The sequence below is a fragment of the Oryzobacter terrae genome (assembly GCF_042756445.1).
Lineage (GTDB): Bacteria > Actinomycetota > Actinomycetes > Actinomycetales > Dermatophilaceae > Oryzobacter > Oryzobacter terrae.
Genome location: NZ_CP170578.1, coordinates 3,318,017 through 3,343,226 on the forward strand (window position 1 = coordinate 3,318,017; position 25,210 = coordinate 3,343,226).

A 25,210-nucleotide genomic window follows, 5' to 3' on the forward strand; every position below is an offset into this window, starting at 1 on the left:
CACGGTGCGGGCCTGAGAGGATCGCCCGCATGGCACGTGACTTCACCAGCGTCGGTGTGATCGGACTCGGCACCATGGGTGCGGGCATCGTGGAGGTGTTCGCCCGCAACGGGATCGACGTCATCGCCGTCGAGGTCGACGCGGCGGGGATCGAGCACGGCAAGCAGGTGCTCGGCGGCTCGACGGGGCGCGCGCTGGCCCGCGGCAAGATGACCCAGGACGAGCACGACGCCCTCCACGCCCGAGTCACCTTCACGACCGACCTCGGTGACCTCGCCGACTGCCTCCTCGTCGTCGAGGCCGTGCCCGAGCACCTCGACCTCAAGAAGGAGATCCTCGGTCGGGTCGACAAGGTCGTCACGGCCGAGGCGATCCTCGCGACGAACACCTCGTCGCTGCCGGTCACCGAGATCGCCGTCGCCACGAGCGACCCCAAGCGGGTCGTCGGGATGCACTTCTTCAACCCCGCGCCCGTCCAGCAGTTCGTCGAGGTCATCCGCACCGTCGTCACCGCCGACGACGTGTTCGAGGACGTCAAGGCGCTCGCCGAGCGGCTCGGCAAGAAGCCGGTCGTCGTCGGGGACAAGGCGGGCTTCATCGCCAACGCCCTCCTGTTCGGCTACCTCAACCACGCGGTGTCGATGGTCGAGTCGCACTACGCGTCGCGCGAGGACCTCGACGCCGCGATGCGCTTCGGCTGCGGCTACCCCATGGGCCCGCTCCAGCTCCTCGACCTCATCGGGCTCGACACGGCCTACGAGATCCTCGACACGATGTACAAGCAGGGGCGCGACCGGCTCCACGCGCCGAGCCCCATCATCAAGCAGATGGTCAGCGCCGGGCTGCTCGGCCGGAAGTCGGGTCGTGGCTTCTACACCTACGCCGAGCCGGGCTCGCCCCAGGTCGTCGACGACGCCCGCACCCCGACCGGCGGCGTGCCGGCAGGGGTCGCGCTGAGGCCCGTCGCCACGGTGGGGGTCGTCGGGTCCGGGACGATGGCGACCGGCATCATCGAGGTGTTCGCCAAGGCCGGCTTCCCGGTCACCTACGTGGCGCGCGGTGACGACAAGGTCGAGGGCGTGCGGGCGGCGATCGCGCGCTCCACGGCCAGGGCGGTCGAGAAGGGCCGGATGACGGCGGAGGAGGCCGAGTCGCTGCTCGGTCGGCTCACCGGGTCGACGAGCCGCGAGGCGCTCGCCGACGCCGACCTCGTCGTCGAGGCGATCGCCGAGGACCTCGAGGTCAAGCAGGACCTCTTCCGCGACCTCGACCGGATCTGCAGGCCCGGGGCGGTGCTCGCCACCACGACGTCGTCGCTGCCCGTCATCGACTGCGCGAAGGTCACCTCGCGGCCCGAGGACGTCGTGGGGATGCACTTCTTCAACCCGGCGCAGGTGATGAAGCTCGTCGAGGTCGTCCACACCGTGTCGACCGCGCCCGACGTCGTCGCGACGGTGCAGGACCTCTGCGCCCGCGTCGGCAAGGTAGCGGTGACGTGCGGCGACCGCTCGGGCTTCATCGTCAACGCGCTGCTCTTCCCGTACCTCAACGACGCGGTGAAGATGCTCGCCGCGAACTACGCCACCGCCGACGACATCGACACCGCGATGAAGACCGGCTGCGGCCTGCCGATGGGTCCCTTCGAGCTGCTCGACGTCGTCGGCCTCGACGTGTCGCTGGCGATCCAGCGCGAGCTCTACCTCGAGTTCCGCGAGCCCGGGTTCGCCCCCGCGCCGCTGCTCGAGCACCTCGTGACCGCCGGCTACCTCGGCCGCAAGACCGGCCGCGGCTTCCGCACCCACCCCTGACCCCGCTCCTCCGCCGCCGAGGCTCCTGCTCCTCCTCCGCCGCGGCTCCCCTTCCTCGTCCCCTCGCCCCCGAGTAGCCCACCTCAGGACGGCAACACGCCGAACTGACGCTCGCAGCATCGGCGTGTTGCCGTTCTCACGTGGGGCTCACGGGAGGACGAGGGAGCGCGGGTCGATGCCGAGCGCGGTCGCGAGCCGCCGGAGGACGAGGGCGCTGCGGTGCCGCTGGGTCACGTCCTCGTGGAACAGCTCGACCACGGTCCACCCCGCGTCGGTGAGCAGCCCGATCCGGTAGGCGTCGAGCGACCGCGCCCGCCGGTCGGCGTGGACGGCGCCCTGGTACTCGGCGACGACCCGCTGGGCGGCCCACACGAGGTCGCCCTCCGCCAGCCAGGCACCGTCGAGGTCGTGGAGGGCGACGTTCAGGTGCGGCTCCGGGAGACCGCCGCGGACCACCATCAGCCGCGCCCGCGACTCCATCGGGGACCGGGAGCCGGGTCGGCAGAGCTCGAGCCCGACGGCGAGCGCAGGCCGGCCCACCACGCGGACCCGGCGCGCGAGGACCTCGGCGAGGGCGGCGCGGCCGGGGCCACGGGCGCCCGCACCATCGGGCCCGGCCAGCCGGTTGAGGACGACGTCGCCGGCCACGACGAGGTCGTCGACCGACAGCCCGTGGCCGACGAGTGACGCGAGGTCGACCCAGGTGTCGGGGAGCGAGGTCACCCTGACGCCCTGGGTCGGCACCACGAGCCGCTGCTCGGCGCCGCGGTGGTGGCGGCACCCGTGGCGCTCGATCGGTCGACGCTTCGTGTCCCGCATGACGTCGAGCACCACCTGCGCCTCGAGGGATCTCGGCAGCGGGAGTCCCCAGAGGCGTGCGGCCGTGATGTGCGAGTAGACGACGTCGTCGGGGAGCGCCAGGGAGAACGCCGCGGACCGGGCGGCGACGTCCGACGGGCTCTCGAGCGCCCGCACCGACTGGGTGACCCGCACCAGCTCGGCGAGCCGCCACTGCGGGTCGCTGAGCCCGAGGCGGCGGGCGGCGGACAGCGTGAGCGGGCCCTCGGGCAGGGGTGGCAGGACGGGTGGGCTCACCCTCCGACTCTCGTCCCCGCCGCGGATGCCGCCGCGTCGTCATCCACAGGCCCACCCCCTTGGCGCCACTTCAGTACGGCAACACGCCGAGCGACGAGGGCCTCGGTCGGCGTGTTGCCGTCCTGAAGTTGGGGTTGGGGTGGGGGGAGGTGGACGGTGGCGTGGGGGCGGCGGTCAGTACAGTCGCCGGGTGAGCAGCGCCGCCCCCGAGACCTCCGCCCGACGCACCCCGACGCTCCCGCCACGGGCGCGCGTCGTCGTCATCGGGGGCGGGGTCATCGGGACCTCGATCGCGTACCACCTGGCGCACCTCGGGGTCACCGACGTGCTCGTCCTCGAGCGCGACCGGCTCACCTCGGGCACCACCTGGCACGCCGCGGGCCTGATGACGTGCTTCGGCTCCTTCAGCGAGACGAGCACCCGGCTGCGGCTGTACTCGCGTGAGCTCTACGCGCGGCTCGAGGCCGAGACGGGGGTCGCCACGGGGTTCAAGCCGGTGGGGCTCATCGAGGCCGCCGCCGACACCGACCGGCTCGAGGAGTACCGGCGGGTCGCGGCGTTCCAGCGGCACCTCGGCCTCGAGGTCGAGGAGATCGGGCCGCGCGAGATGGCCGAGCTGTTCCCCCTCGCGCGCACCGACGACCTCGTCGCCGGCTTCCACGTGGCGGGCGACGGGCGGGTCAACCCCGTCGACCTCACGATGAGCCTGGCGCGGGGGGCCCGCAACCTCGGGGTTCGGGTCGTCGAGGGCGTCAGCGTCGAGCAGGTGGTGACGCGCCCCCGCGGCCTCGTCGAGGAGGTCACCGGAGTCCGGACCGACGCCGGTGACGTCGAGTGCGAGCTCGTCGTCAACTGCGCCGGGATGTGGGCGCGCGAGCTCGCGCAGCGCAACGGCGTCGTCGTACCGAACCAGGCGGCCGAGCACTACTACCTCGTCACCGAGCCGATCGACGGGATGAGCGCCGACGCCCCGGTGTTCGAGGACCCCGCCTCCTACGGCTACTACCGCGAGGAGGGCGGCGGCATGATGGTCGGCCTCTTCGAGCCGGTCGCCGCGGCGTGGAAGGTCGACGGCATCCCGAAGGACGCGAGCTTCACGACCCTGCCGCCCGACTGGGACCGGATGGGCCCCTTCGTCGAGAAGGCCGTGGCGCGCGTCCCGGTGGTGGAGACGGTCGGCATCCGGACCTTCTTCTGCGGGCCCGAGTCGTTCACGCCCGACCTCTCGCCCGCGGTCGGGGAGGCGCCCGGCATCCACGGCTACTTCGTCTGCGCGGGGCTGAACTCGGTCGGGGTGTTGTCGGCCGGTGGGCTCGGTCGGGTCGTCGCCCAGTGGATGGCGACCGGCCGCCCGGACGTCGACGTCACCGGGTTCGACGTCGCCCGCTTCCGCGACTGGCAGCTCGACCCGACCCGCCGGGCCGAGCGCACGGCCGAGGTGCTGGGCACCGTGTACGCCTCGCACGCCCCCGGCGTCGAGCTGACGACGTCACGCGGGGCGATGCGGTCCCCGGTCCACGACCGGATGGTCGCCGAGGGCGCCAGGCTGCGCGACGTCAGCGGGTGGGAGTCGGCCGACTGGTACGCGGGGCGGGGCGAGACGCCTGACCACGGCGAGCCCGGCTGGGGACACCTTCCCTGGTTCCCACGCTGGAGGGCCGAGCACGAGACGGTCCGCGAGCGCGTCGGCCTCATGGACATGTCGTTCATGGCGAAGTTCGCCGTGCGCGGCGCCGATGCCGGTGCCGTGCTCGACCGGCTCAGCGCCGGGGCCGTCAACGCCGCCGACGGGCGGATCACCTACACCCAGTGGCTCGACGACGACGGGCACGTCCTCGCGGACCTCACGGTCACCCGGCTGGCGCCGGACGACTTCCTCGTCGTCGCGTCGGACACCGCGCACGGACGCGTCGAGGGCCTGCTCCGGCGCGCGGTCGGGGAGTCCGGGGCCACGGTCGAGGACGTGACGACGGACCACGCGCTGCTCACCGTCCAGGGGCCGGCCTCACGTGCCACCCTCACTGCGGCCGCCCCCGAGGTCGACTGGAGCAGTGAGGGGTTCGCGTTCCGCGACGCCCGGCGCGTGGTCGTCGCGGGTGCCGAGGTCCTCGCGATCCGGATCACCTACCTCGGCGAGCTCGGGTGGGAGCTCTACGTCCCCGCCGACCGGGCCGCGGACGTGTGGGACGCGGTGCTGTCGGCCGGCGAGGCCCACGGCATCCGGCCGGTCGGGCTGCGCGCCCTGTCGAGCCTGCGGATGGAGAAGGCCTACCGCGACTTCGGCCACGACATCGACAACACCGACGACGTCTGGGGCGTCGGCCTCGGGTTCGCCGTCGCCCTCGACAAGCCGGGCGGCTTCACCGGGCGCGAGGCGACCCTCGCGGCCAAGGAGCGCGGGACGCCGCACGATCGCCTCGTCCAGGTCCTCCTCGACGACCCGGAGCCGCTCCTCTTCCACGCCGAGCCGGTGCTGCGCGACGGCGTGGTCGTCGGGTACGTGCGGGCGGCCTCCTACGGGTGGACGCTCGGGGCCGCGGTGGGGCTGGCGTTCGTCGGCAACGACGGTGGCCCGGTGACGCCGGCGTGGCTGGCCGAGGGGACGTGGGAGGTCGACGTCGCGGGGACGCGGCACGGCGCCCGGGTCTCGCTGCGCCCCCTCTACGACCCCACGAGCGCCCGCGTCACGGCCTGACCCCGGCTCGTCGTCGGGTCGGGTGGTGTCCGTCCCGGCGAACGCGCGCTCCGGCCGTCTGGGACGATGGTCGGCATGCCCCGCGCCAACCGTCGCCGTCGCGACCTCGACGAGCGGCCGCTCTTGGGGTCGGGCGAGGTGGCCACCGAGACCTACGGCGGGCGGCCGTGGCACGTGCGGCGGCTCAGCGGGGCGAGCGCCACGCGCGAGTACCGCTGCCCGGGCTGCCACCAGGGCATCCTCGCCGGGACGCCGCACGTCGTCGTGTGGCCGGCGGAGGGCGTCGGCGGCATCGAGGAGCGGCGGCACTGGCACCGCCGGTGCTGGCAGGCGCGCCACGCCGCCCGCCCCTGACCCGAGGACGACCCCCGGTCAGGCGCGGCGCTGGCGCGGGACGAGCACCTCTTCGTAGAGGAGCAGCAGACCGGCGGCCACCGGGATCGCCAGCAGCGCCCCGAGCACGCCGAGCAGCGCACCGCCGGCGAGGGCCGCGACCACCGTCACCGGCCCCGGCACCGACACGGTGCGCTGCATGATCCGCGGGGCGACGAGGTAGTTCTCGAGCTGCTGGTAGACGAGGTAGTAGACCCCGGCGATGACGGCCTTCTGCGGCTCGTCGAAGAACGCGACGAGGCAGACGAGCACCGCACCGAGGGTCGCGCCGACCATCGGGATGAGCCCGAGCAGGCCGACCGACACCGCGAGGACCGCGGCGTACGGGATCCCGACGAGCGACATCATGAAGAACGACAGGATGGCGTTGAGCGTCGCGATGGAGACCTGGCCGATGGCGTACGAGCCGACCCGCCGCATGATCTCCTCCGAGAGCGAGACGAAGCGGGCCCGGCGGGTGGAGGGGACCATCGCGTAGGCCGCCTGCTTGACGCGGGGGAGCGAGGCGAGGAAGTACAGGGTGAGCACGAGGATCGTGAAGAACTGGAACGCCCCGTTGAGCACCGCCCGGCCGGCGCCGAGCAGCCCCCCGAGCAGGCCCTCGAGGAAGCGCTGGTCGGACAGCTTGGTCGTCAGCTCGGCCTGGACCTTGTCGATGACGTCGTAGTTCTTGTCGATCTCGCGCACCCACCGGCTGTTGAGGGCGTCCTGGGCGTAGGTGGGGGCGGTCTGCGCCAGCTGGGCGCCCTGGTCGACCACCGGCGGGATGACGAGGAAGCCGATGAGGACGAAGACGACGATGGCGCCGCCGAAGACGACGGCGACCGCGCCCGCCCGGCGCACCCCGCGCGCGACGAGCCGGTCGACGATCGGGTTGAGGGCCAGGGTGAGGAAGAAGGCGACGACGAGGACCGTGAGGGTCGTCGTCAGGCGGCCCATCAGCTGCCAGAGGCCCACGGCGAGCATCGCGCCGGTGGCTCCGAAGAAGCCGATGTAGAAGGGCGAGTGCCGGTTCAGCGGCCTCCCGACGGTGCCGTAGGGGGCGGTCGGGATGCTGCCGGCACCCTCACCGGGGGGAGGGGAGCGGTGCGGCTCCGGGGCGTCGGAGCCGAGGAGCATCTCGTCGACGGGGGAGTCGGTCGAGCCGGTCGAGTCCCGCGAGTCGGTCAAGCCCGCGGACCCGGTGGAGGCAGTGGCCGCCGCCGGCGCCGCGACGGGGACGTCGTCGACCTCCACGGCGCGCGCCGCGATGTGGTTGCTCTGCTCGAGCGCCTCCAGCTGCCGTCGCCGGAACTCGCCCCAGCGCGTCACCGGCGCCCACAGCCTCGACACGTCCACGTCGCACCTCCCGCGGCCACCCTAGTGGCGCGGCGCGCCGCGACCCGGACGCCGCGTCCGGGTCGCTCTCAGGCGTCGCGGAACCGGTTGATCGCGGGCTCGAGGGCCGCGCGCTTCCCGGGGTCGGTGACGCCGAGGCCCGGCTCGGGCGAGAGCGTGAGGACGCCGACCTTGCCCTGGTGGGCGTTGCGGTGGACGTCGAGCGCGGCCTGGCCGACGTCCTCGAGGCGGTAGGTCTTCGACAGCGTCGGGTGGATGAGGCCGCGGTTGACGAGCTCGTTGGCCTCCCACGCCTCGCGGTAGTTCGCGAAGTGCGAGCTGACGATCCGCTTGAGGTTCATCCAGAGGTAGCGGTTGTCGTACTCGTGCAGGTAGCCCGAGGTGGACGCGCACGTGACGATGGTCCCGCCCTTGCGCGCGACGTAGACCGAGGCCCCGAAGGTCTCGCGGCCCGGGTGCTCGAAGACGATGTCGACGTCGTGGCCGCCGGTCAGCTCGCGGATCTTCTTGCCGAGGCGCTGCCACTCCTTGGGGTCCTGGGCCGTGTCGTCGTCGTTCCAGAACCGGTAGCCCTCGGCGGAGCGGTCGATGATGAGCTCGGCGCCCATCGCCCGGCAGATGTCGGCCTTCTCGGGGGAGGACACGACGCAGACGGGCGTCGCGCCACCGGCCAGGGCCATCTGGGTGGCGTAGGACCCGAGGCCGCCCGACGCCCCCCAGATGAGGACGCGGTCGCCGAGCTTCATGCGGGCGCCGTTCCTGCTGATGAGCTGGCGGTACGCCGTGCTGTTGACGAGGCCGGGGGAGGCGGCCTCCTCCCAGGTGAGGTGGGCGGGCTTGGGCATCAGCTGGTTCGCCTTGACGATCGCGAGCTCGGCGAGCCCGCCGAAGTTCGTCTCGAACCCCCAGATCCGCTGCTGCGGGTCCATCATCGTGTCGTCGTGGCCCTCGGCGTCCTCGAGCTCGACCGAGAGGCAGTGGGCGACGACCTCGGTGCCCGCCTTCCACTTCGTGACGCCGGGACCGGTCCGCAGGACGACGCCGGCGAGGTCGGAGCCGACGACGTGGTAGGGCAGGTCGTGCCGCTTGGAGAACTCCGACATCCGCCCGTACCGCTCGAGGAAGCCGAACGTCGAGACCGGCTCGAAGATCGAGGTCCACACCGTGTTGTAGTTGATCGCGCTGGCCATGACCGCGACGAGCGCCTCACCGGGGGCGAGCTCGGGGACCGGGACGTCCTCGACGTGGAGGGACCGCCTCGGGTCCTTGTCCTTCGTCGGGAGGTCGCCGAACATCTCGACCTCGTCCTTGTGCACGGTCGCGGCGCGGTAGACCGCCGGGATCTCGATCCCGGCGTAGGTGGCCTCGCTGCGGTCCCCGGAGAGGATGGCCTCGCGGATCTGGTCCATGCGGTCGTGCTCCTTCGGCGTGGTCGGACAGCGTCGTCGGCGGACACCTGCGGCGACGCTAGCGGCCGGTGCACGAGGCTCCCGGCCCGTGTGACCGCGCCCACCGCGTGATCCGGCTCACGGGGTGCGGGGGACGGGCCCACGACCCGCGGGATAGCGTGCCGTCGTGGCCAGCACCCTCCTCACCCCCCGCCGGGCGGTGCTCGGCGGGGTCGGGGTGGCGGCCTACTCGGCGGCGGCGTACTGGAGCGTCACGCAGCGCATCATGCGGGCCGAGATCCGCCTCTACAGCGAGACCGTGGCCTTCTCGGGCCGCGGCTCGCGGGTGCTCGTCCCGGCCGGACGCGTCGACACCGTGGTCCCCGGCACCCGGGTGCTCGCCGGGCGGCCGCAGACCCCGCTCCTCGTCGAGGACGAGCTCGCCTGGCTGGAGGAGTGCGCGCCGTGGGTGCGTCGCCGGCTCGACGACGGCGACGACCTCCTGCGCTCCGCGCTCCTCGACCTGCGGGTGCTCTCGGCCGGGCTCCCGGTCTCGGTCGCGGGGTGGACCGACCGGTGGCGCTACGCGTGGCCGCGCGACGTCTCGTTCGTCACCGCCGCCCTGGCCCGCTCGGGCCACGCCGAGGACGCCGCCCGCCACCTCGGCTTCCTCCAGCGGGTGCAGCGCCCCGACGGGTGGTTCGAGGCGCGCTACGACCTGCGGACGGGGCGCCGGCCCGACGACCGCGTCCCCCAGCTCGACGGGTCGGGGTGGGTGGCCTGGGCCGCCGCCCAGATCGCCCTCGCCGACCCGGACGGCGCGGTCGAGCTCCTCGCGCCGTTGCGGCCGATGCTCGTGCGCTGCGCGCAACGGCTCCTCGCCTCCCTCGACGACCAGACGATGCTGCCCCCGCCGTCGTCGGACTACTGGGAGCTCGTCGAGACCACCCTGACCCTCGGGACCGCGGCCGCCGTCCTCGCCGGGATGCGCAGCGTCAGCGACGTCCTGCCGCTCGTCGGGGAGATGGCGATGGCCGACCGGACGCGTGCCGCAGCCGACCTGCTCGGCGCCCAGGTCCGCCGGAAGTTCGGCCCCACGGGCTACCCGCGCCTGCTCGGCGGGTCGGCGGCCGACGCGGCCGTGGCCTTCCTCGTGCCGCCCATCGGTCCGACGAGCGCCGACATCGAGGTCCTCTCGGCCCTCGACCGGGCCCAGACGTCGATGATGCGGCCCGCCGGCGGCCTCGCCCCCGGCGCCGAGTGGCGCAACGACGGGGTCAGCTGGACGCCCCAGACCGCGCTGTTCGCCACCGCCTGGGCCGCCACCGGCCACGCGGGCAAGGCGGAGGCGCTGCTGCGCTGGCTCGGCGACCACCGCACCGACGCGGGCTCGTTCCCCGAGAAGGTCCTGCACGACGGCCGCCCCGCGGCGGTGGCACCGCTCGCGTGGACCGCCGCGCTCGTCGTCATCGCCCGGCACGAGGAGGTGCGGTCCCGGTGACGCGTCGTCGGGGCCGCCGGGTCGTCGCGGCCGTCGTCGGCGTCGTCCTCGCGCTCGCCACCGCGCTGTCCGGCGCCGGCGCCGCGTCAGCCGCGTCAGCCGCGTCAGCCGCGTCGGGCTCCGTCCGCACCGCCACCGACCCCGTCCCGCTCGTCGTCGTCGGGGCACCCGGGCTGGCGTGGTCGGACCTCGAGCGCGACGACCTCCCGGCCCTGTCGACGCTCGTCGCCGACGGCGCCCTCGGCTCGCTGACGGTGCGGGCGGTGCGCAGCCGGGCGTGCGCGGTCGACGGGTGGCTCACCCTGTCGTCGGGACGCCGGGCCGCCGACACCGCCGGGGAGTGCCGCGTCCCCGCCCCTCCGGTGGGCGGAGCGGTGCCCGGGTGGTCCGCCTACCTCGCCGCGGCCGCCTCCGACGGGTACGGCGCGCGCCCGGGCACCCTCGGCACGGACGTCGCCTCGACGGGGGCGTGCGTCGAGACCGTCGGCGCCGGAGCCGCGATCGGCGGGGCCGACGTCCGGGGCCGGGTCGAGCATCACCACGAGAGCGTGCCGGCGAGCTTCTCGTGCGCGGTCGTCCTCGTCGACGGGGGCGTCCTCCCCGAGGGCGGACCCGAGCGGGTCGCCGCCGTCAGCCGGCTCGACGAGGTCGTGGCCTCGGTGCTGCGAGCAGCCGAGGACCGCGACGTCGTGGTCGCCGGCGTCGGCGACGGGGTCTCTCCCGTGCGGCCCCGCGCGATCGTCGCCTCCGGGCCCTCGTTCGCGACCGGGACGCTCACCTCGGCCTCGACCCGCCAGCCGGGCGCCGCGCAGCTCCAGGACGTCACGGCGACGGCCCTCGCGCGGGTTGGGGTCGGGACCGCCGCGGTGACGGGCCGCGTGCTCACGACCGTGCCCGACGACGGCCCGGTCGCCGAGCGGGTCGCCGAGCGGGTCGGCTTCGAGACCCGCGCGGCGACGCTGCGGTCGGTGAGCCCGCAGGTCACCGGCTGGCTCGCGGCGCTGTTCACCCTGTGGTGCGCGCTCGTCGCCGTCCTCTGGTGGCGCCGGGGGGCCGACACGACGCTGCCGCGGACCGTCGTCGCGGGTGGGGTCGCCGTCGCGACGGTCCCGGTGGGGACCTTCGTCGCCAACCTCGTCCCCTGGTGGCGTGCCCCGGCGCCGGGCCCGGTCTTCGCGGCCGCGCTCGTCGTGGTCGTCGCCGTCCTCGGCGTCGCCGCGCTGGCCGCCGAACGCCGGCGACCGCTCGGCGGGCTGGTCCTCGTCGCGCTCGTGACTTTGTGGGTCCTCGGCGGCGACGTCCTGCGTGGGTCGGGGCTCCAGCTGGGGTCGGTCTTCGGCCAGAACCCGACGGTCGGCGGCCGGTTCTACGGCTTCGGCAACACCTCGTTCGCGCTCTACGGCGTCGCGGTCCTCGTCGTCGTCGCTGCCGTGGCCGCCATGGCGACCAGGTGGCGGGTCGGGCGCTGGGGGGCGGCGGCGCTCGCGATCACCGTGCTCGTCGCCGCGCTCGCGCTCGAGGCCCTGCCCGGCCTCGGGGCCGACTTCGGCGGGCCTCCGGGGCTCCTGCTCGGGGGCCTGCTCGTCATCGCGCTCTCGATCGGGCTGCCGCTCACCCCGGTTCGCGTGGTCTCGGCCGTCGTCGGCGCCGGCGCGCTCGCCGTCGGCGTGGCCCTCCTCGACTGGTTGCGCCCCGCCGACGCGCGCACCCACCTCGGCGACTTCGTCGAGTCCGTGGTCTCCGGCGAGGCGGGGGAGGTCGTCGGCCGCAAGGTCGCCCAGAACCTCGCGAACCTCGGCTCGCCCCCGCTCGTCGCGATGGCGCTGGCCACGCTCGTCCTCGGCGTCGTCGCGTGGCGACGTGGCTGGCGGCCCTCGCCCGCGGGCGGCGTGGTGCTCCGGGGGGCGGCCGTGGTCGCGCTCGTCGGGTTCGCCGTCAACGACTCGGGACTGGTGATCCCCGCGTTCGTCGCCGTCGTCCTCGCCCCGCTCCTCGTCGCCGCGGGGCGGCAGGAGCGGGGCGCCGGCGACGTCAGTGCCCGGTGACGGGCCCGTCGGAGTGCTCGGCCCGGTTCGGGAGGAAGAGGGCCACGACGACGACGAGCAGCGAGATGGCGGCGCCGACCCAGAACGCGGAGCGCAGGCCCTCGAGGAGGGCCGCGACCTGCCCCGTGCCGGTCTCGACGAGGCCGGCCGCGCGCGTCGTCATCACCGTGATGACGAGGGCCGTGCCGAAGGCCGCGGCGACCTGCTGGAGCGTGCCGAGCATCGAGCTGCCGTGCGAGTACAGGTGCGCCGGGAGCGCTCCTAGCCCGAGCGTGAACACGGGCGTGAACACGGCCGCGAGCGAGACCGACAGCAGGACGTGGATGCCGAGGACGAGCGCGTACGGGGTCGCGGCGCCCACCTGGGTCAGGCCGGCGAGGGCGACGACGATGCCGACCGCCCCGGGGACGACGAGGACCCGGCCGCCGAGGCGGTCGAAGACCCTGCCGACCGACGGGCCGAGCAGCCCCATGGCGATGCCGCCGGGCATGACGAGCAGCCCGGTCTGCAGCGGGCTGAGGCCGCGTACCTCCTGGAGGTAGAGCGGCAGGAGGATCATCGCGCCGAGCATCGACATGAACGCGACGGCCATGAGGAGCAGGGCGAGCGTGTAGGTGCGGTGGGTCAGCACGCGCAGGTCCATGAGCGGCGACCCGGTGCGCTGGAGGGACCGCTGGCGCAGGACGAACGCGGCGATCGCCCCGAGGCCGGCCACGATGAGCGCGACGGGGGTCGCGACCTCGCCCTCGCTGAACCGGCTGAGCCCGTAGACGAGCCCGCCGAAGCCGAGGGCGGCGACGACGACGCTGAACCAGTCGACGTCACCGGGCCGCGGCTCGCCGACGTTCTCCAGCCGGCGGAAACCGACCCACGTGATGGCGGCCGCGATCGGCAGGACGAGGAGGAAGAGCAGGCGCCACGAGCCGACCTGGAGGACGACGCCGGAGACGGCCGGACCCATCGCGGGGGCGACCGACATCGCGAGCGTCACGTTGCCCATGACCCGGCCCCGGTCGCTCTCGGGCACGACGGTCATCAGGGTCGTCATGAGGAGCGGGATCATCACGGCCGTGCCACCGGCCTGGACGATCCGGGCGCCGAGCAGCACCTCGAAGGTCGGGGCCGCGGCGGCGAGGGCGGTGCCGACGAGGAAGGTCGCCATCGCCGTGAGGTAGGCGGTGCGGGTCGCGAAGCGCTGGAGGAACCATCCGGTGACGGGGATGACCGCGGCCATCGTCAGCATGAAGGCGGTCGAGAGCCACTGGGCGGCGGTCGCGGTGATCGCGAGGTCGGTCATGAGCCGCGGGATCGCGTTGATCATGATCGTCTCGTTGAGGATGACGATGAAGGTCGCGAGGACGAGCCAGCGGATGACCGGCGGGGTGCCGGTGGGGCGCGCGGCACGGGCCGGGGTCGTCGACGTGGTCGAGCCGGTCGACGTGGTCGAGCCGGTCGGCGCGGTGGTGGCGGGGGAGGTCACGAAAGGGGTCCTGACAGACGAAGGGCGGCACGATGGCCCGTCACGTCGTCGGGGAGGACCAGCCGTTCGAGGCTACGTCTGGCAAGGCGCCCGGGCGACCGGTTATTCCGTCAGTGCGCGGCGTCGGCCGCCGGCTCCACGAGCTCGACGAGGATGCCGCCCGCGTCCTTGGGGTGGATGAAGTTGACCCGGCTGTCGCTGGTCCCACGGCGGGGCGCGTCGTACAGCAGGCGCAGGCCGCGCTCGCGCAGGGTGGCGCTCACGGCGTCGAGGTCGGCGACGCGGTAGGCGAGCTGCTGGATGCCGGGACCGCTGCGGTCGAGGAAGCGCGCGATCGTCGACGCGGGGGAGAGGGGTGCGAGCAGCTGGATGCACGACCCCGAGTCGCCGACCGCCATCATCGCCTCGCGCACGCCCTGCTCCTCGTTGACCTCCTCGTGGAGCTTGCGCATCCCGTAGGTCGACTCGTAGAACGACACCGCCTCGTCGAGGTCGGCGACGGCGACGCCGACGTGGTCGATCGCGGTGAAGAGGTCGGTGGGCAGGGCGCTCATGGGGCCAGCGTAGGAGCGGCGGGGGACGGCAGCGGCGCCCGGGTGGCGAGGGTCACCGACCGCCGGGGATGGCGCCGCGGCGCCCCGGGACTACAGTCGAAGCCGATCCCCACGACCCCGACTCCGGAGGCCATCGCATGTCCACCGACCCGTCCGTCATCGTCGCCGGCGCCCGTACCCCGATGGGTCGGATGAGCGGCTCGCTCAAGGGCTTCAGCGGCTCCGACCTCGGTGGCTTCGCCATCAGGGGGGCCCTCGAGAAGTCCGGCGTCGCCCCGGAGGACGTCGACTACGTCATCATGGGCCAGGTCCTCACGGCCGGCGAGGGCCAGATCCCCGCCCGCCAGGCCGCGGCCAAGGCCGGCATCCCGATGAGCGTGCCCGCCCTCACCATCAACAAGGTCTGCCTGTCGGGCATCGACGCCATCGCGCTCGCCGACCAGCTGATCCGTGCCGGCGAGTTCGACGTCGTCGTCGCCGGCGGCCAGGAGTCGATGACGAACGCGCCGCACCTGCTCGAGAAGAGCCGCGACGGCTACAAGTACGGCGACGTCACGCTGCACGACCACATGGCGCAGGACGGCCTCTGGGACGCGTTCACCGACCAGGCGATGGGCCTGCTCACCGAGACCGCGAACACCGGGGAGGTCGCCTTCACCCGCGAGGAGCAGGACGCCTTCTCCGCCCGCAGCCACCAGCTGGCGGCGCGCGCCTGGAAGGACGGCTACTTCGACGACGAGGTCGTCACCGTCTCCATCCCGCAGCGCAGGGGCGAGCCGGTCGAGTTCAAGACCGACGAGGGCATCCGCGCCGACACGACGACCGAGTCGCTCGGCGGCCTGCGACCCGCGTTCCGCAAGGACGGCACCATCACGGCCGGCTCGGCCTCGCAGATCAGCGACGGTGCCTGCGCGGTCGTCGTCATGCGGAGGTCGAGGGCCGAGGAGCTCGGCCTCACCTGGCTCGCCGAGATCGGGGCCCACGGCGTCGTCGCCGGCCCCGACTCCACGCTCCAGAGCCAGCCCGCCCGCGCCATCGCGAAGGCCTGTGAGCGAGAGGGCATCTCGCCCTCCGACCTCGACCTCGTCGAGATCAACGAGGCGTTCGCCGCGGTCGGCCTGGCCTCGGCCAAGGAGCTCGGCCTCGACGAGGACAGGGTCAACGTCAACGGTGGCGCCATCGCCCTCGGCCACCCCATCGGGATGTCCGGCGCGCGCATCACCCTCCACCTCGCGCTCGAGCTCCAGCGCCGCGGTGGCGGCGTCGGTGCCGCCGCGCTGTGCGGCGGCGGCGGCCAGGGCGACGCCCTCGTCGTCAAGGTCCCCGCGCGGGGCTGACGCGCTGAGCGGCGTCCGCAGCGTCGACGTCCCCTCCCTCGTGTCCGACGCGAGGGAGGGGCGTCCGCGTGCGGTCGCCCGCCTCATCTCCCTCGTCGAGGACGGTCACCCGGCGCTGCGCGAGCTCATGGCCGCGCTGGCGCCGCACACCGGCCGGGCGCACGTCGTCGGCATCACCGGCTCGCCCGGGGTCGGCAAGTCGACGACGACGAACGCCCTCGTCACGGCCTACCGGGCCCGGGGCTCGCGCGTCGGGGTCCTCGCCGTCGACCCCTCGTCGCCCTTCTCGGGCGGGGCGCTCCTCGGCGACCGGATCCGGATGTCCGAGCACGCCGCCGACCCGGGGGTGTTCATCCGCTCGATGGCCTCGCGCGGCCACCTCGGCGGGCTGTCGTGGGCGGCGCCCCAGGCGGTGCGCGTCCTCGATGCCGCGGGGTGCGACGTCGTCCTCCTCGAGACGGTCGGGGTGGGGCAGAGCGAGGTCGAGGTCGCGTCGACCGCCGACACGACGGTCGTCCTCCTCGCGCCGGGGATGGGCGACGGGGTCCAGGCGGCGAAGGCGGGCCTCCTCGAGGTGGCCGACGTCCTCGTCGTCAACAAGGCCGACCGCGAGGGAGCCGACCGGACCGTGCGCGACCTGCGGCACGCGGTGTCGCTGGCGGACCGCGCCGAGCCCGACGCCTGGCGCCCGCCCGTGCTGCGGACCGAGGCGCTCACGGGCAGCGGCGTCGACGAGGTCGTCGCCGCCCTCGACGCGCACCGCGCCCGGCTCGGCGCCGACGGGCTGCGGGCCCGGCGCACCCGGCGCGCGGCCCGCGAGGTCGAGGCGCTCGCGGTCGAGGCGCTCCGCCGACGGCTCGGCGGCGTGGCGGGCGCCCGTCTCGAGGCACTGGCCGCCGACGTCGCGGCCGGCCGGCTCGACCCCTACGCCGCGGCCGACGCCCTGATGGAGGAGCCCTCGTGACCCCTGACCTCGTGACGAAGCCGACGCTCGAGGGTGCCCTCGTCGTCCTCCGGCCGTTCCGCGAGGGCGACGCCGAGACGATGGCCGAGATCCTCTCCGACCCCGAGGTCCGGGCCCTCACCGGCAGCGTCGAGACGACGGCCGAGGCGCGGCAGCGGCAGGAGCTCGACGACCGGCTGCGCGACTGGTACGCCACCCGCAACGACCAGGTCGACCGCCTCGACCTCGCGGTGCAGGAGCGCGCCACCGGCCGCCTCGTCGGGGAGGTCGTCCTCAACGAGGTCGACCCCGACGCCCTCACGGCCAACATGCGCGTCCTCGTCGGGCCCGAGGGGCGGGGGAAGGGGCTCGGGACCGAGGCGGTCGGCCTCGTGACGGCGTACGGCCTCGAGCGGCTCGGCCTGCGGCGGATCACCCTCGAGGTCTTCGACCACAACCCGCGGGCGCGGCGCGTCTACGAGAGGGTCGGCTACGCGGCCACGGGGCAGCGGGCCGACGCGCTCGTCTTCGACGGCCTGTCGATCGGCGCGACCGACATGGCCGTCGACGCCGCCACCTGGCGCGGCTGGCCGCCTCGCGACACCTGACCGGGCCCCGCCCCGGTCAGGTGCGCAGGGGTCACTCGGGGCCGATGAGCGAGTGCTCGCCCAGCCCGGGCTCGGGGACGCCGATGTCGGTGATGAGCGGCTCGGGGACCTCGCCGTCCTCCAGCGGCATCGGGTCGGGGACCCCGGCGGTGATCCGGCTGCCGTCGGCCCGGGTGCCACCGGTCTGCGGGCGGTCGCCGAGGACGCCCTCGATGCGGGGGCCGTGGCCGTCGAGCGCGACGGTCACCGGTGACCCGGGCGCGACGACGTGGTCCGCTCCGCGCACCTGGACGGGCACGGGCGACTCGCCCTCCTCGACCTCGAGGTGCAGCGCGTCGGCCGTGAGGGTGAAGCGCACCCGCGTCCCCCGCCAGGTGAGCGGGAAGGTCAGCGAGCGCCACTGCTCGGGCAGGCGGGGGTCGAAGCGCAGGTTGCCGTCGTGGTCGCGCATCCCGCCGAAGCCGTTGACGAGGGAGGCCCACACGCCACCGGTCGAGGCGATGTGCAGCCCGTCGACGGTGTTGCCGTGGAGGTTCGCGAGGTCGACGAACAGGCCCTGGAGGAAGTAGTCCCAGGCGACCTCGTGGTAGCCGACCTCGGCGGCGACGACGGACTGGACGACCGCGGACAGGGTGGAGTCGCCGGTGGTGATGGGGTCGTAGTACTCGAAGTCGGCCCTCTTCTCCTCGGCGCTGAACCGGTCGCCCTGGAGGAAGAGCGCGAGGACGACGTCGGCCTGCTTGAGCACCTGGAAGCGGTAGATGACGAGCGGGTGGTAGTGCAGGAGCAGGGGCCGCAGCTCGTCGGGGGTCTTGCTGAGGTCCCACACCTCGCGGTCGAGGAAGAAGTCGTCCTGCGGGTGGATGCCCAGGCCCTCGTCGAACGGGATGTGCATGCCGTCGGCGCACTCGGCCCACTCGGCGACCTCGGTGTCGTCGAGGCCCAGCTTCTGGACCAGCCGCGCGTGGACCTCCGGGTGCTCGCGCTGCGCCCAGCCGACCCAGGCCACCGCCTGCTCGAGGTTGTAGCGCGCCATGACGTTGGTGAAGAGGTTGTTGTTGACGACCGTCGTGTACTCGTCGGGACCGGTCACCCCGTGGATGTGGAAGGAGCGGTCGCCGTTGTTGCGCCAGAACCCGAGGTCGGCGTAGAACCGGGCGGTCTCGACGAGGATCGGCAGGCCGTCGCGCAGGAGGAAGCCGACGTCGCCGCTCGCCGTCACGTACTGGACGAGGGCGTGGACGACGTCGGCGTCGATGTGCACCTGGGCGGTCCCGGCCGCGTAGTACGCCGAGGCCTCCTCGCCGCTGATCGTCCGCCACGGGAAGAGGGCGCCGCGCTGGGAGACCTCGCGGGCGCGGTCGCGCGCCGCCGGGAGCATCCGGGCACGGAAGTGCATGAGGTTGCGGGCGAGCTCGGGGCTGGTGAAGGACAGGAAGGGCGCGACGTAGACCTCGCTGTCCCAGAAGTAGTGCCCCTCGTAGCCCGAGCCCGTGACGCCCTTGGCGGGGACGCCCTGGCCGTCGGCGCGCCCGGCGGCCTGCGCCAGGGTGAAGAGGTTGAAGCGGATGGCCTGCTGGATGCCCTCGGTGTCGGGGTCGTCGGAGCCGATCTCGACGTCGCTGCGCTCCCAGAACGCGTCGTACCAGGCGCGCTGCTCGGCGAGGTAGTGATCGACGTCGTAGCGGGCGGCGCGGTCGAGGGTGCGGTCGCACCGGTCCGACAGCTCGCGCACGGGCAGGCTGCGGGAGGTGTGGTAGGCCACGACCTTCTCGACCCGGACCGTCCTGCCCTCGGACGCGTCGACGCGGAAGACGATCTTCGTCTGGTCCTTCTCGGCCCGCACGACGGTCTCGTAGGAGTCGTCGGTGCGCAGCGAGTGGTCGGCGGCCACGGTGACGGTCATGCCGGAGTTGGCGCAGCGGTAGCCCAGCGTCATCCGGTCCTCGGTCGCCACGTGGAGGCGCGGCTCGAGGACCCTCCCCTCGATCGCGGACGCTTTGCGGGGGTCGGCCGTCGCGACCTTGGCCTGCGCGGGCTCGTGGTACTCGTCCTCGCCGTCCTGGCGGTTGAGCAGCTGGCTCGAGACGAGGACCGGTGCGTCGCCCGAGAGCATCGTCACCTCGAGGGTGAGCACGACGAGGTGGCGCTGGGTCATCGAGACCATGCGGGTGGAGTCGACGCGCACCCGCTTGCCCGACGGGGTGCGCCACACGACGGAGCGGCGCAGCACGCCGTCGCGGAAGTCGAGGGAGCGCTCGTAGTGCTCGAGGTCGGCGCTGCCGATGACGAGGGGCTCGTCGTCGACGTAGAGCTTCATCAGCTTGGCGTCGGGGACGTTGACCATCGTCTGGCCGGTGCGGGCGAACCCGAAGGCCCCCTCGGCGTGGCGGATGGGCCAGGTCTCGTGGAAGCCGTTGACGAAGGTGCCGTGCTCGTGGGCGCGGCGCCCCTCCTCGGGGTTGCCCCGCATGCCGATGTAGCCGTTCGCCACGGTGAACAGGGTCTCGGTGGTGCCGAGGTCGATCCGGTCGGGGTCACGCTCGACGAGGCGCCACGGGTCGGCGGGGAAGCGGCTGCGGTCGAGCGGGTCGCCCTCGACGTGCCCCGCCTTCACGCGAGGGCCCCGAGGTCGTCGACGACGAGGTCGGCGCCCGCGGCGGTGAGGACGTCGGCCCCGGCGCCGCGGTCGACGCCGATGACGAGGGCGAAGTCGCCCGCGGCCCCCGCGCGCACGCCGGACACGGCGTCCTCGACGACGACGGAGCGCGCGGAGGTGGCGCCGCAGGCGAGCGCCGCGTGGACGAAGGTGTCGGGCGCCGGCTTGCCCGGCAGCCCCAGGTCGGTGGCGACCCGGCCGTCGACGACGGTGACGAAGCGGTCGGCGATCCCGGCGGCGGCCAGGACGGCCGGCGCGTTGGCCGACGACGACACGACCGCCAGGGGCGTCCCGAGGTCGCGCAGGACGTCGAGGAGGGCGATGGAGCCCGGGTACGCCGTGACGCCGTCGCGCTCGAGGACGGCGTTGAAGGCGTCGTTCTTGCGGTTGCCGAGCCCGCAGACGGTGACGGCGTCGGGCGCGTCGGAGGGCTCGCCCTCGGGGAGGGTGATGCCGCGCGAGGTGAGGAAGTCGCGCACGCCGTCGTAGCGCGGCTTGCCGTCGACGTGGTCGTAGTAGTCCTGCTCGCTCCACGGGCGGGTGTCGCCCTCGCCGGTCCACGACCCGAGGAAGGCGTCGAACATCTCGGCCCAGGCGCGACGGTGCACCTCGGCGGTCGGCGTCAGCACGCCGTCGAGGTCGAACAGGACCGCGTCGTGGTCGGTCCAGGTCACGGGGGCACCGGTCATGGTGGGAACGCTAGGGAGTGCGAGAGCGCTTGCGCAATCCGCCCCGCGGTCGGGTGCCCCGCCGTTCGGTGAGCGGTCGGTCCGGGGGGCGCGCTGCGGCCTCGGCTAGCGTGCACGCTGTGAGCCAGCCCGTCCGCCTGCCGTTCGACCCGATCGCCCGGGCCGCGGAGCTGTGGGAGGACCGCTGGGGGGAGCGGTCCCACGCCGTCTCGATGGCCAGCGCCACCTCGATCATGCGGGTGCAGCAGCTGCTCCTCGGGCGGTTCGACGCCATCGCCGGGCGCCACGGGCTGACCTTCGCCCGGTACGAGGCCCTCGTCCTGCTCGCCTTCTCCCGCGAGGGCCGCCTGTCGATGTCGCGGATCGGCGAGCGGCTCATGGTCCACCCGACGAGCGCGACGAACATCGTCCAGCGCCTGGCCGCGCAGGGCTTCGTCGAGCGGGTGCCGAACCCGGCCGACCGCCGCGGCGCCTTCGCCGTCATCACCGACACCGGGCGGGCGGCGATGGAGGCGGTCACCGCCGAGCTCGAGGCCGCCGACTTCGGCCTGGGCATGCTCGACGCCGACCAGCACGCGACCCTGTTCTCCCTGTTGCGCACGGTGCGCGTGGGAGCCCGCGACTTCGACGCCTGAGGCCACGCTGAGCCACGGCACGCCGTGGCGTGGGTCACGCCCGGTGCTCCCGGGATTTGTCGCGCGGCTGCGGCGTTTGTCATGGTGGACGACAGCCCTCGTCCCGGACGCGTGTCCGGGACGCCCCCGGACCCGTCCCGAAGGACCCCCGTGCTCACGTTCCTCACACGCCTCGTCGGTGTGCTCCTGGCCCTCGTCGGCCTCGCGCTCACCGTGCTCGGTGGGTGGTTCGCGACCGAGCTGGGGACCTCGGGCACCGCGCAGTTCACCGTGCGCCCCGCGACGAGCGACCCGATCGTCATCCGGCCCGAGGTGCTCAACCGCGTCGACGCCGACGTCGTCGTCACCGCGACCCCCGCCGCCGGTGGCCGCGTCTGGATGGCGCTGGCCAACCCGTCGGACGCCACCGCGGTGCTCGGCGACTCCCGGCACACCCGGGTCACCGGCGTCGACGTGCGCGACTGGCTGCTCACGACGCGCTCGGCCGGCTCCGGAGACGCCGCCGAGGGGCTCGGGGTCGCCGACCTGTGGCGCCAGCAGGACCAGGGCGACCTCCCGGTCACCCTCACCGTCGAGCAGGCCGAGGCGCCCGAGACCCTCGTCGTCGCGTCCGAGGGCGGCCCGCTGCGCTCCCTGACCTTCGCCGTCACCGACAAGACGTGGTTCGTCGAGGCGGTCGTCGCCGCCCTCGTCGGGCTCTTCGTGCTCGTCGTCGGCGTGCTCCTCGCCTGGCCGCGGCGCCCGACCCACCCGTCCGGGCCGGACGTGCCGCCCGTTCCCCCCGCCACCCCTGATCCCGCTGACACACCCGATCCCGCCGTCGCGCCGGAGCCCGACCCCGAGCCCCGCGACCCCGAGGAGGCCACCCGATGACCCGCCGTCCCTGCTCGACCCGCTCGACCCGCCCCCTGGCCCTCGCCGCCGGCGCGCTCGCCGCCGCCGTCCTCCTCGGCGGCTGCGGCGACGCGACCGAGACGCTCGTCGGGATGCGACCGGCACCCGCCGAGAAGACCGCCACGGCGCCGCTCGACCCCGACGGCGCCACCGCCATCGCGACCCGCCTGCTCACCGAGGCCGACACGCCCGCCGAGGGCGACGCCGCCGCGCAGAAGGCGGCCCGGGCGAAGGTCTTCACCGGCGACGCCCTCGCCCTCGCCGAGGCCCGGGCCCAGCGCCCCGTCCCGGCCACGGCTGCCGGGGACGCCGCGCTCGCCACCGGGCCGACCCCCACCGTCGTCGCCCAGTCCCAGGGTCGCGACTGGCCGCGCGCCATCCTCGCGGCGACCCTCGACGCCGACACCAACACCCAGTACCTCCACGTCATGCTGTCGGAGGAGCCCGACGAGCCGTTCCGGATCGCCGCCAGCGTGCCGATGTTCGCCGGCGCGCAGCTCCCCGCCGTCGGGACCGAGGCGACGGGCGCCCCGCTGCTCGACCCGAAGGCCTCCGAGGGGCTGGCGACCTCGCCCGAGAAGGCCGTCGCCGCCTACGCGGCCGCCATCGCGCAGCCGAAGGGCAAGGCCTCGCCGGCGGTCGACGTCACCGACCCCTTCGCGACCGGCCTCCGGACCGCTGCCGCGACCCAGGCGAAGTCCCTCGGCAAGCTCGCGACGCTCACCCAGGTCCACGAGCCGCGCCTGGAGAAGGCGCTCACCTTCCGGCTCGCCCGTGGTGGCGCCGTGACCTTCGCCCTCATGCAGCGCACCGACACCATCACGGTGCGGCCGACGGCCAAGGAGATCGTCCTGCCGAAGGTCTACGCCGACCTCGTGAAGAAGAAGAAGGTCACCAGGAGCCTGGTGCTCAACAACCTCGAGGCCGTCGTCGTCGTCGTGCCCGCCACGGGCGCCGCCACGGTCATCGGGGCCGACGAGCTGCTCGTCTCCGGGCGCGGTCGCTGAGCCCGTCCGGGCCGCCGCGCACCGGGCCATCCGCCCTTTGACACAATCAGGACCATGACCGAGACCCCCAAGCCCGCGGGCACCCGCGGCGCCGTCGACCTGTCGTCCGTCACCGGCGCGCCGGGCCCGGCCCCCGCCGGCCCTCCCGTCACCGGAGGGTCCGCGGCCGCGGGCTCCGCGGGCGGCGCCGGCGCGACCGGAGCGACGGGCTCGACCGGCGCGGCTCCCACCGCCCCGGCCGTCCCCGAGGGTCTCGTCGTCGAGGTCCGCGCCGAGAACCTCCAGTCGGCCCTCAACAAGACCCTCCAGGTCCCCGGGGTCCTCGTCCTCTGGTCCTCGGCCCACCCGCAGACCCGCGAGCTCGTCGAGACGGTGACCCGCGTCGCCGCCTCGCTCGAGGGGCGCGTCCTCGTCCTCGTCGCCGACCTGTCGGCCGAGCCCGAGCTGCTCCAGGCGTTCCAGCCGATCCTCGTGCAGGCCTTCGGCCAGCCGACCGTCCCGGCCACCTTCGGGCTGCTCCAGGGCCAGCCCGTCCCGCTCTTCCCCGGGATGCAGCCCGAGTCCGAGGTCCGCGTCGTCCTCGACCAGCTCCTCCAGGCGGCGGTGCAGAACGGCATCACCGGTCGGGTCGACCTCGGCCCGGTGCCCGGCGCCCCCGACGACGACGAGCTGCCGCCGCTTCACCAGGCCGCCTTCGACGCCATCGAGGCGGGCGACTACGCCGCCGCGACGGCCGCCTACGAGCAGGCCCTCGCCGCGAACCCCAAGGACCACGACGCCGAGCTGGGACTGGCCCAGGTCCGCCTGCTCCAGCGCACGAGCGAGGTCGACCTCACCGCCGCCCGGGCGGCCGCCGCGGCCGACCCCACCGACGTCGACGCCGCGACCACCGTCGCCGACCTCGACGTCCTCGGCGGCCACGTCGAGGACGCGTTCACCCGCCTGCTCGACCTCGTGCGCTCCACGACCGGTGACGACCGCGACCGCGTGCGGACCCACCTCATCGAGCTGTTCGCCGTCGTCGGGAGCCACGACGAGCGGGTGCGCAAGGGCCGCACCGCCCTGATGAGCGCGCTCTTCTGACCCGGTGACCACCACCGTCCTCGACGGCCTCGTCCGCTTCCGGTTCCACCCGGACGACCCGAGTGTCACCGCCGTCTCCCTCGACTGCGACCGCGCCGTGCCCGGACCCCGGGCGATGCAGCGTCGCGACGACCACTGGCACCTCTACCTGCCGCACCCACCGCTGCAGCGGGTCGAGTACCGGTTCACCCTGACCCGCGGCGAGGGCCAGGAGACCGTCCTCGACCCGGCGAACCCCCTGCGCGTCGCCACGGCGTTCGGTGAGCGGTCGGTCGTCGAGCTGCCCGGCTACACCGCCCCGTGGTGGCTGTCGGCGCCCGTCGTCGGGGGACGGTTCACCGCGATGGGCGTCGAGGGCGAGACGGCCGACGAGGTCCCGGTCACGGTGTGGTCCCCCGAGGACCTGCCCGACGACGAGCCGGCCCCGCTGCTCCTCGTCCACGACGGTCCCGAGTACGGCAGCCTGGCCCGGCTCACGACCTACAGCGCGGCCCTCGTCGCGGCGGGGCACCTGCCTCCCCACCGCGTCGCCCTCACCCACCCCGTCCTGCGCGACGCGTGGTACTCGGGGTCCCCGCAGTACCTGCGCACCGTCGCGGACGCGGGCCTGGACCACTTGGGGGAGCGGTTCGCGACGGCGGGGCCCGTGGTCGTCGTCGGCGCGAGCCTCGGTGGCCTCACCGCGGTGCTGCTCGGCGTCCTCGGGGCGCCCCGGGTCGGCGGGGTGTTCGCGCAGTCCGGCTCGTTCTTCCAGGTGCGCCACGACCACAACGAGAGCGGCTTCCGGTACTTCGACCGGATCTCGCGCTCGGTGCAGTCCGTCCTCGACATGCGCGAGGTGGACCACCCCCTCGTCGTCGGGATGACGTGCGGCTCCCTCGAGGAGAACCTCGCCAACAACCGCGACATGGCCGCGGCCCTCACCCGGGCGGGCCACGACGTCACGCTGCGCGAGGTCCCCGACCTCCACAACTACACCGCCTGGCGCGACGCCCTCGACCCCGGGCTCACCGAGGTGCTCCAGCGCCTCTGGTGAGCGCGGCCCGTGGTTGCGACGG

Annotated in this window: 20 protein-coding genes; 13 read left to right on the plus strand and 7 right to left on the minus strand. The window is 74.2% G+C overall.

The genetic code is table 11. The annotated features are described in order from the left end of the window. Positions 1 to 29 precede the first annotated feature (29 nt). The gene (locus tag ACFWN3_RS15915; RefSeq protein WP_377641226.1) at positions 30 to 1,808 is read left to right on the plus strand and encodes a 3-hydroxyacyl-CoA dehydrogenase family protein; all 1,779 of its coding nucleotides are present in this window, start codon (positions 30 to 32) and stop codon (positions 1,806 to 1,808) included. A 147-nt stretch (positions 1,809 to 1,955) separates the two neighbouring features. Here ACFWN3_RS15915 and ACFWN3_RS15920 read toward each other — a convergent pair whose 3' ends face one another. Further along, positions 1,956 to 2,903: a hypothetical protein gene (locus ACFWN3_RS15920; protein WP_377641228.1), complete on the minus strand. Its 948-nt coding sequence runs from the start codon at positions 2,901 to 2,903 to the stop codon at positions 1,956 to 1,958. Positions 2,904 to 3,093: 190 nt separating this feature from the next. On the opposite strand from ACFWN3_RS15920, the gene ACFWN3_RS15925 reads away from it, so the two are divergent. Both ACFWN3_RS15925 and ACFWN3_RS15930 read left to right on the plus strand, forming a co-directional pair. Beyond that, positions 3,094 to 5,598, plus strand: a complete 2,505-nt coding sequence (locus ACFWN3_RS15925; RefSeq protein WP_377641230.1) for an FAD-dependent oxidoreductase — start codon at positions 3,094 to 3,096, stop codon at positions 5,596 to 5,598. A gap of 75 nt (positions 5,599 to 5,673) precedes the next feature. Then, positions 5,674 to 5,952, plus strand: a complete 279-nt coding sequence (locus ACFWN3_RS15930) for a hypothetical protein (protein ID WP_377641232.1) — start codon at positions 5,674 to 5,676, stop codon at positions 5,950 to 5,952. An 18-nt stretch (positions 5,953 to 5,970) separates the two neighbouring features. Here the strand turns inward: ACFWN3_RS15930 and ACFWN3_RS15935 are convergent, their stop codons facing one another. Beyond that, positions 5,971 to 7,329 (minus strand): AI-2E family transporter, encoded by a 1,359-nt coding sequence (locus ACFWN3_RS15935; RefSeq protein WP_377641234.1) that lies wholly within the window; start codon positions 7,327 to 7,329, stop codon positions 5,971 to 5,973. 68 nt (positions 7,330 to 7,397) lie between these two features. After that, complete coding sequence (gene ccrA, locus ACFWN3_RS15940) at positions 7,398 to 8,738, minus strand: crotonyl-CoA carboxylase/reductase (RefSeq protein WP_377641236.1); 1,341 nt, start codon at positions 8,736 to 8,738, stop codon at positions 7,398 to 7,400. Positions 8,739 to 8,904: 166 nt separating this feature from the next. On the opposite strand from ccrA, the gene ACFWN3_RS15945 reads away from it, so the two are divergent. Together ACFWN3_RS15945 and ACFWN3_RS15950 are read left to right on the plus strand one after the other, a co-directional pair. Continuing rightward, positions 8,905 to 10,218 (plus strand): hypothetical protein, encoded by a 1,314-nt coding sequence (locus ACFWN3_RS15945; protein ID WP_377641238.1) that lies wholly within the window; start codon positions 8,905 to 8,907, stop codon positions 10,216 to 10,218. Beyond that, a complete protein-coding gene (locus ACFWN3_RS15950; protein WP_377641240.1) occupies positions 10,215 to 12,263 on the plus strand; it encodes a hypothetical protein in 2,049 nt (682 codons plus the stop codon). The genes ACFWN3_RS15945 and ACFWN3_RS15950 overlap by 4 nt, the downstream gene beginning before the upstream one ends. On the opposite strand, the gene ACFWN3_RS15955 is transcribed toward ACFWN3_RS15950, so the two are convergent. Both ACFWN3_RS15955 and mce read right to left on the minus strand, forming a co-directional pair. Further along, complete coding sequence (locus ACFWN3_RS15955; RefSeq protein ID WP_377641242.1) at positions 12,250 to 13,743, minus strand: MDR family MFS transporter; 1,494 nt, start codon at positions 13,741 to 13,743, stop codon at positions 12,250 to 12,252. The genes ACFWN3_RS15950 and ACFWN3_RS15955 overlap by 14 nt on opposite strands. A 110-nt stretch (positions 13,744 to 13,853) precedes the next feature. After that, positions 13,854 to 14,297: a methylmalonyl-CoA epimerase gene (mce, locus tag ACFWN3_RS15960; protein WP_377641244.1), complete on the minus strand. Its 444-nt coding sequence runs from the start codon at positions 14,295 to 14,297 to the stop codon at positions 13,854 to 13,856. Between the two features lie 137 nt (positions 14,298 to 14,434). Between mce and ACFWN3_RS15965 the strand changes: the two genes are divergently transcribed. Genes ACFWN3_RS15965 through ACFWN3_RS15975 form a run of 3 tightly spaced genes read left to right on the plus strand, consistent with a single transcriptional unit; the run spans position 14,435 to position 17,185 of the window. Continuing rightward, entirely contained in the window at positions 14,435 to 15,634 is a 1,200-nt protein-coding gene (locus ACFWN3_RS15965) for an acetyl-CoA C-acetyltransferase (RefSeq protein WP_377641246.1), read from the plus strand. A gap of 40 nt (positions 15,635 to 15,674) precedes the next feature. Beyond that, positions 15,675 to 16,598, plus strand: coding sequence for a methylmalonyl Co-A mutase-associated GTPase MeaB (gene meaB / locus ACFWN3_RS15970; protein WP_377641248.1), 924 nt, complete (start codon positions 15,675 to 15,677; stop codon positions 16,596 to 16,598). After that, complete coding sequence (locus ACFWN3_RS15975; RefSeq protein WP_377641250.1) at positions 16,595 to 17,185, plus strand: GNAT family N-acetyltransferase; 591 nt, start codon at positions 16,595 to 16,597, stop codon at positions 17,183 to 17,185. Before meaB ends, ACFWN3_RS15975 begins: the two co-directional genes overlap by 4 nt. Before the next feature lie 31 nt (positions 17,186 to 17,216). Here the strand turns inward: ACFWN3_RS15975 and ACFWN3_RS15980 are convergent, their stop codons facing one another. Further along, a complete protein-coding gene (locus tag ACFWN3_RS15980) occupies positions 17,217 to 19,802 on the minus strand; it encodes a glycoside hydrolase family 65 protein (RefSeq protein WP_377641252.1) in 2,586 nt (861 codons plus the stop codon). Further along, positions 19,799 to 20,533 (minus strand): HAD family hydrolase, encoded by a 735-nt coding sequence (locus tag ACFWN3_RS15985; RefSeq protein ID WP_377641254.1) that lies wholly within the window; start codon positions 20,531 to 20,533, stop codon positions 19,799 to 19,801. Before ACFWN3_RS15985 ends, ACFWN3_RS15980 begins: the two co-directional genes overlap by 4 nt. Before the next feature lie 119 nt (positions 20,534 to 20,652). On the opposite strand from ACFWN3_RS15985, the gene ACFWN3_RS15990 reads away from it, so the two are divergent. From ACFWN3_RS15990 to ACFWN3_RS16010, 5 genes are all read left to right on the plus strand, one after another. Further along, positions 20,653 to 21,168: a MarR family winged helix-turn-helix transcriptional regulator gene (locus ACFWN3_RS15990; RefSeq protein ID WP_377641256.1), complete on the plus strand. Its 516-nt coding sequence runs from the start codon at positions 20,653 to 20,655 to the stop codon at positions 21,166 to 21,168. A gap of 150 nt (positions 21,169 to 21,318) precedes the next feature. Beyond that, complete coding sequence (locus ACFWN3_RS15995; RefSeq protein ID WP_377641258.1) at positions 21,319 to 22,041, plus strand: hypothetical protein; 723 nt, start codon at positions 21,319 to 21,321, stop codon at positions 22,039 to 22,041. Beyond that, positions 22,038 to 23,069: a hypothetical protein gene (locus tag ACFWN3_RS16000; protein WP_377641260.1), complete on the plus strand. Its 1,032-nt coding sequence runs from the start codon at positions 22,038 to 22,040 to the stop codon at positions 23,067 to 23,069. The genes ACFWN3_RS15995 and ACFWN3_RS16000 overlap by 4 nt, the downstream gene beginning before the upstream one ends. A gap of 54 nt (positions 23,070 to 23,123) precedes the next feature. Further along, on the plus strand, positions 23,124 to 24,152 hold the full coding sequence (locus ACFWN3_RS16005; protein WP_377641262.1) for a co-chaperone YbbN: 1,029 nt from the start codon (positions 23,124 to 23,126) through the stop codon (positions 24,150 to 24,152). Positions 24,153 to 24,156: 4 nt separating this feature from the next. Next, a complete protein-coding gene (locus tag ACFWN3_RS16010; protein WP_377641264.1) occupies positions 24,157 to 25,188 on the plus strand; it encodes an alpha/beta hydrolase in 1,032 nt (343 codons plus the stop codon). Positions 25,189 to 25,210: the final 22 nt, after the last annotated feature.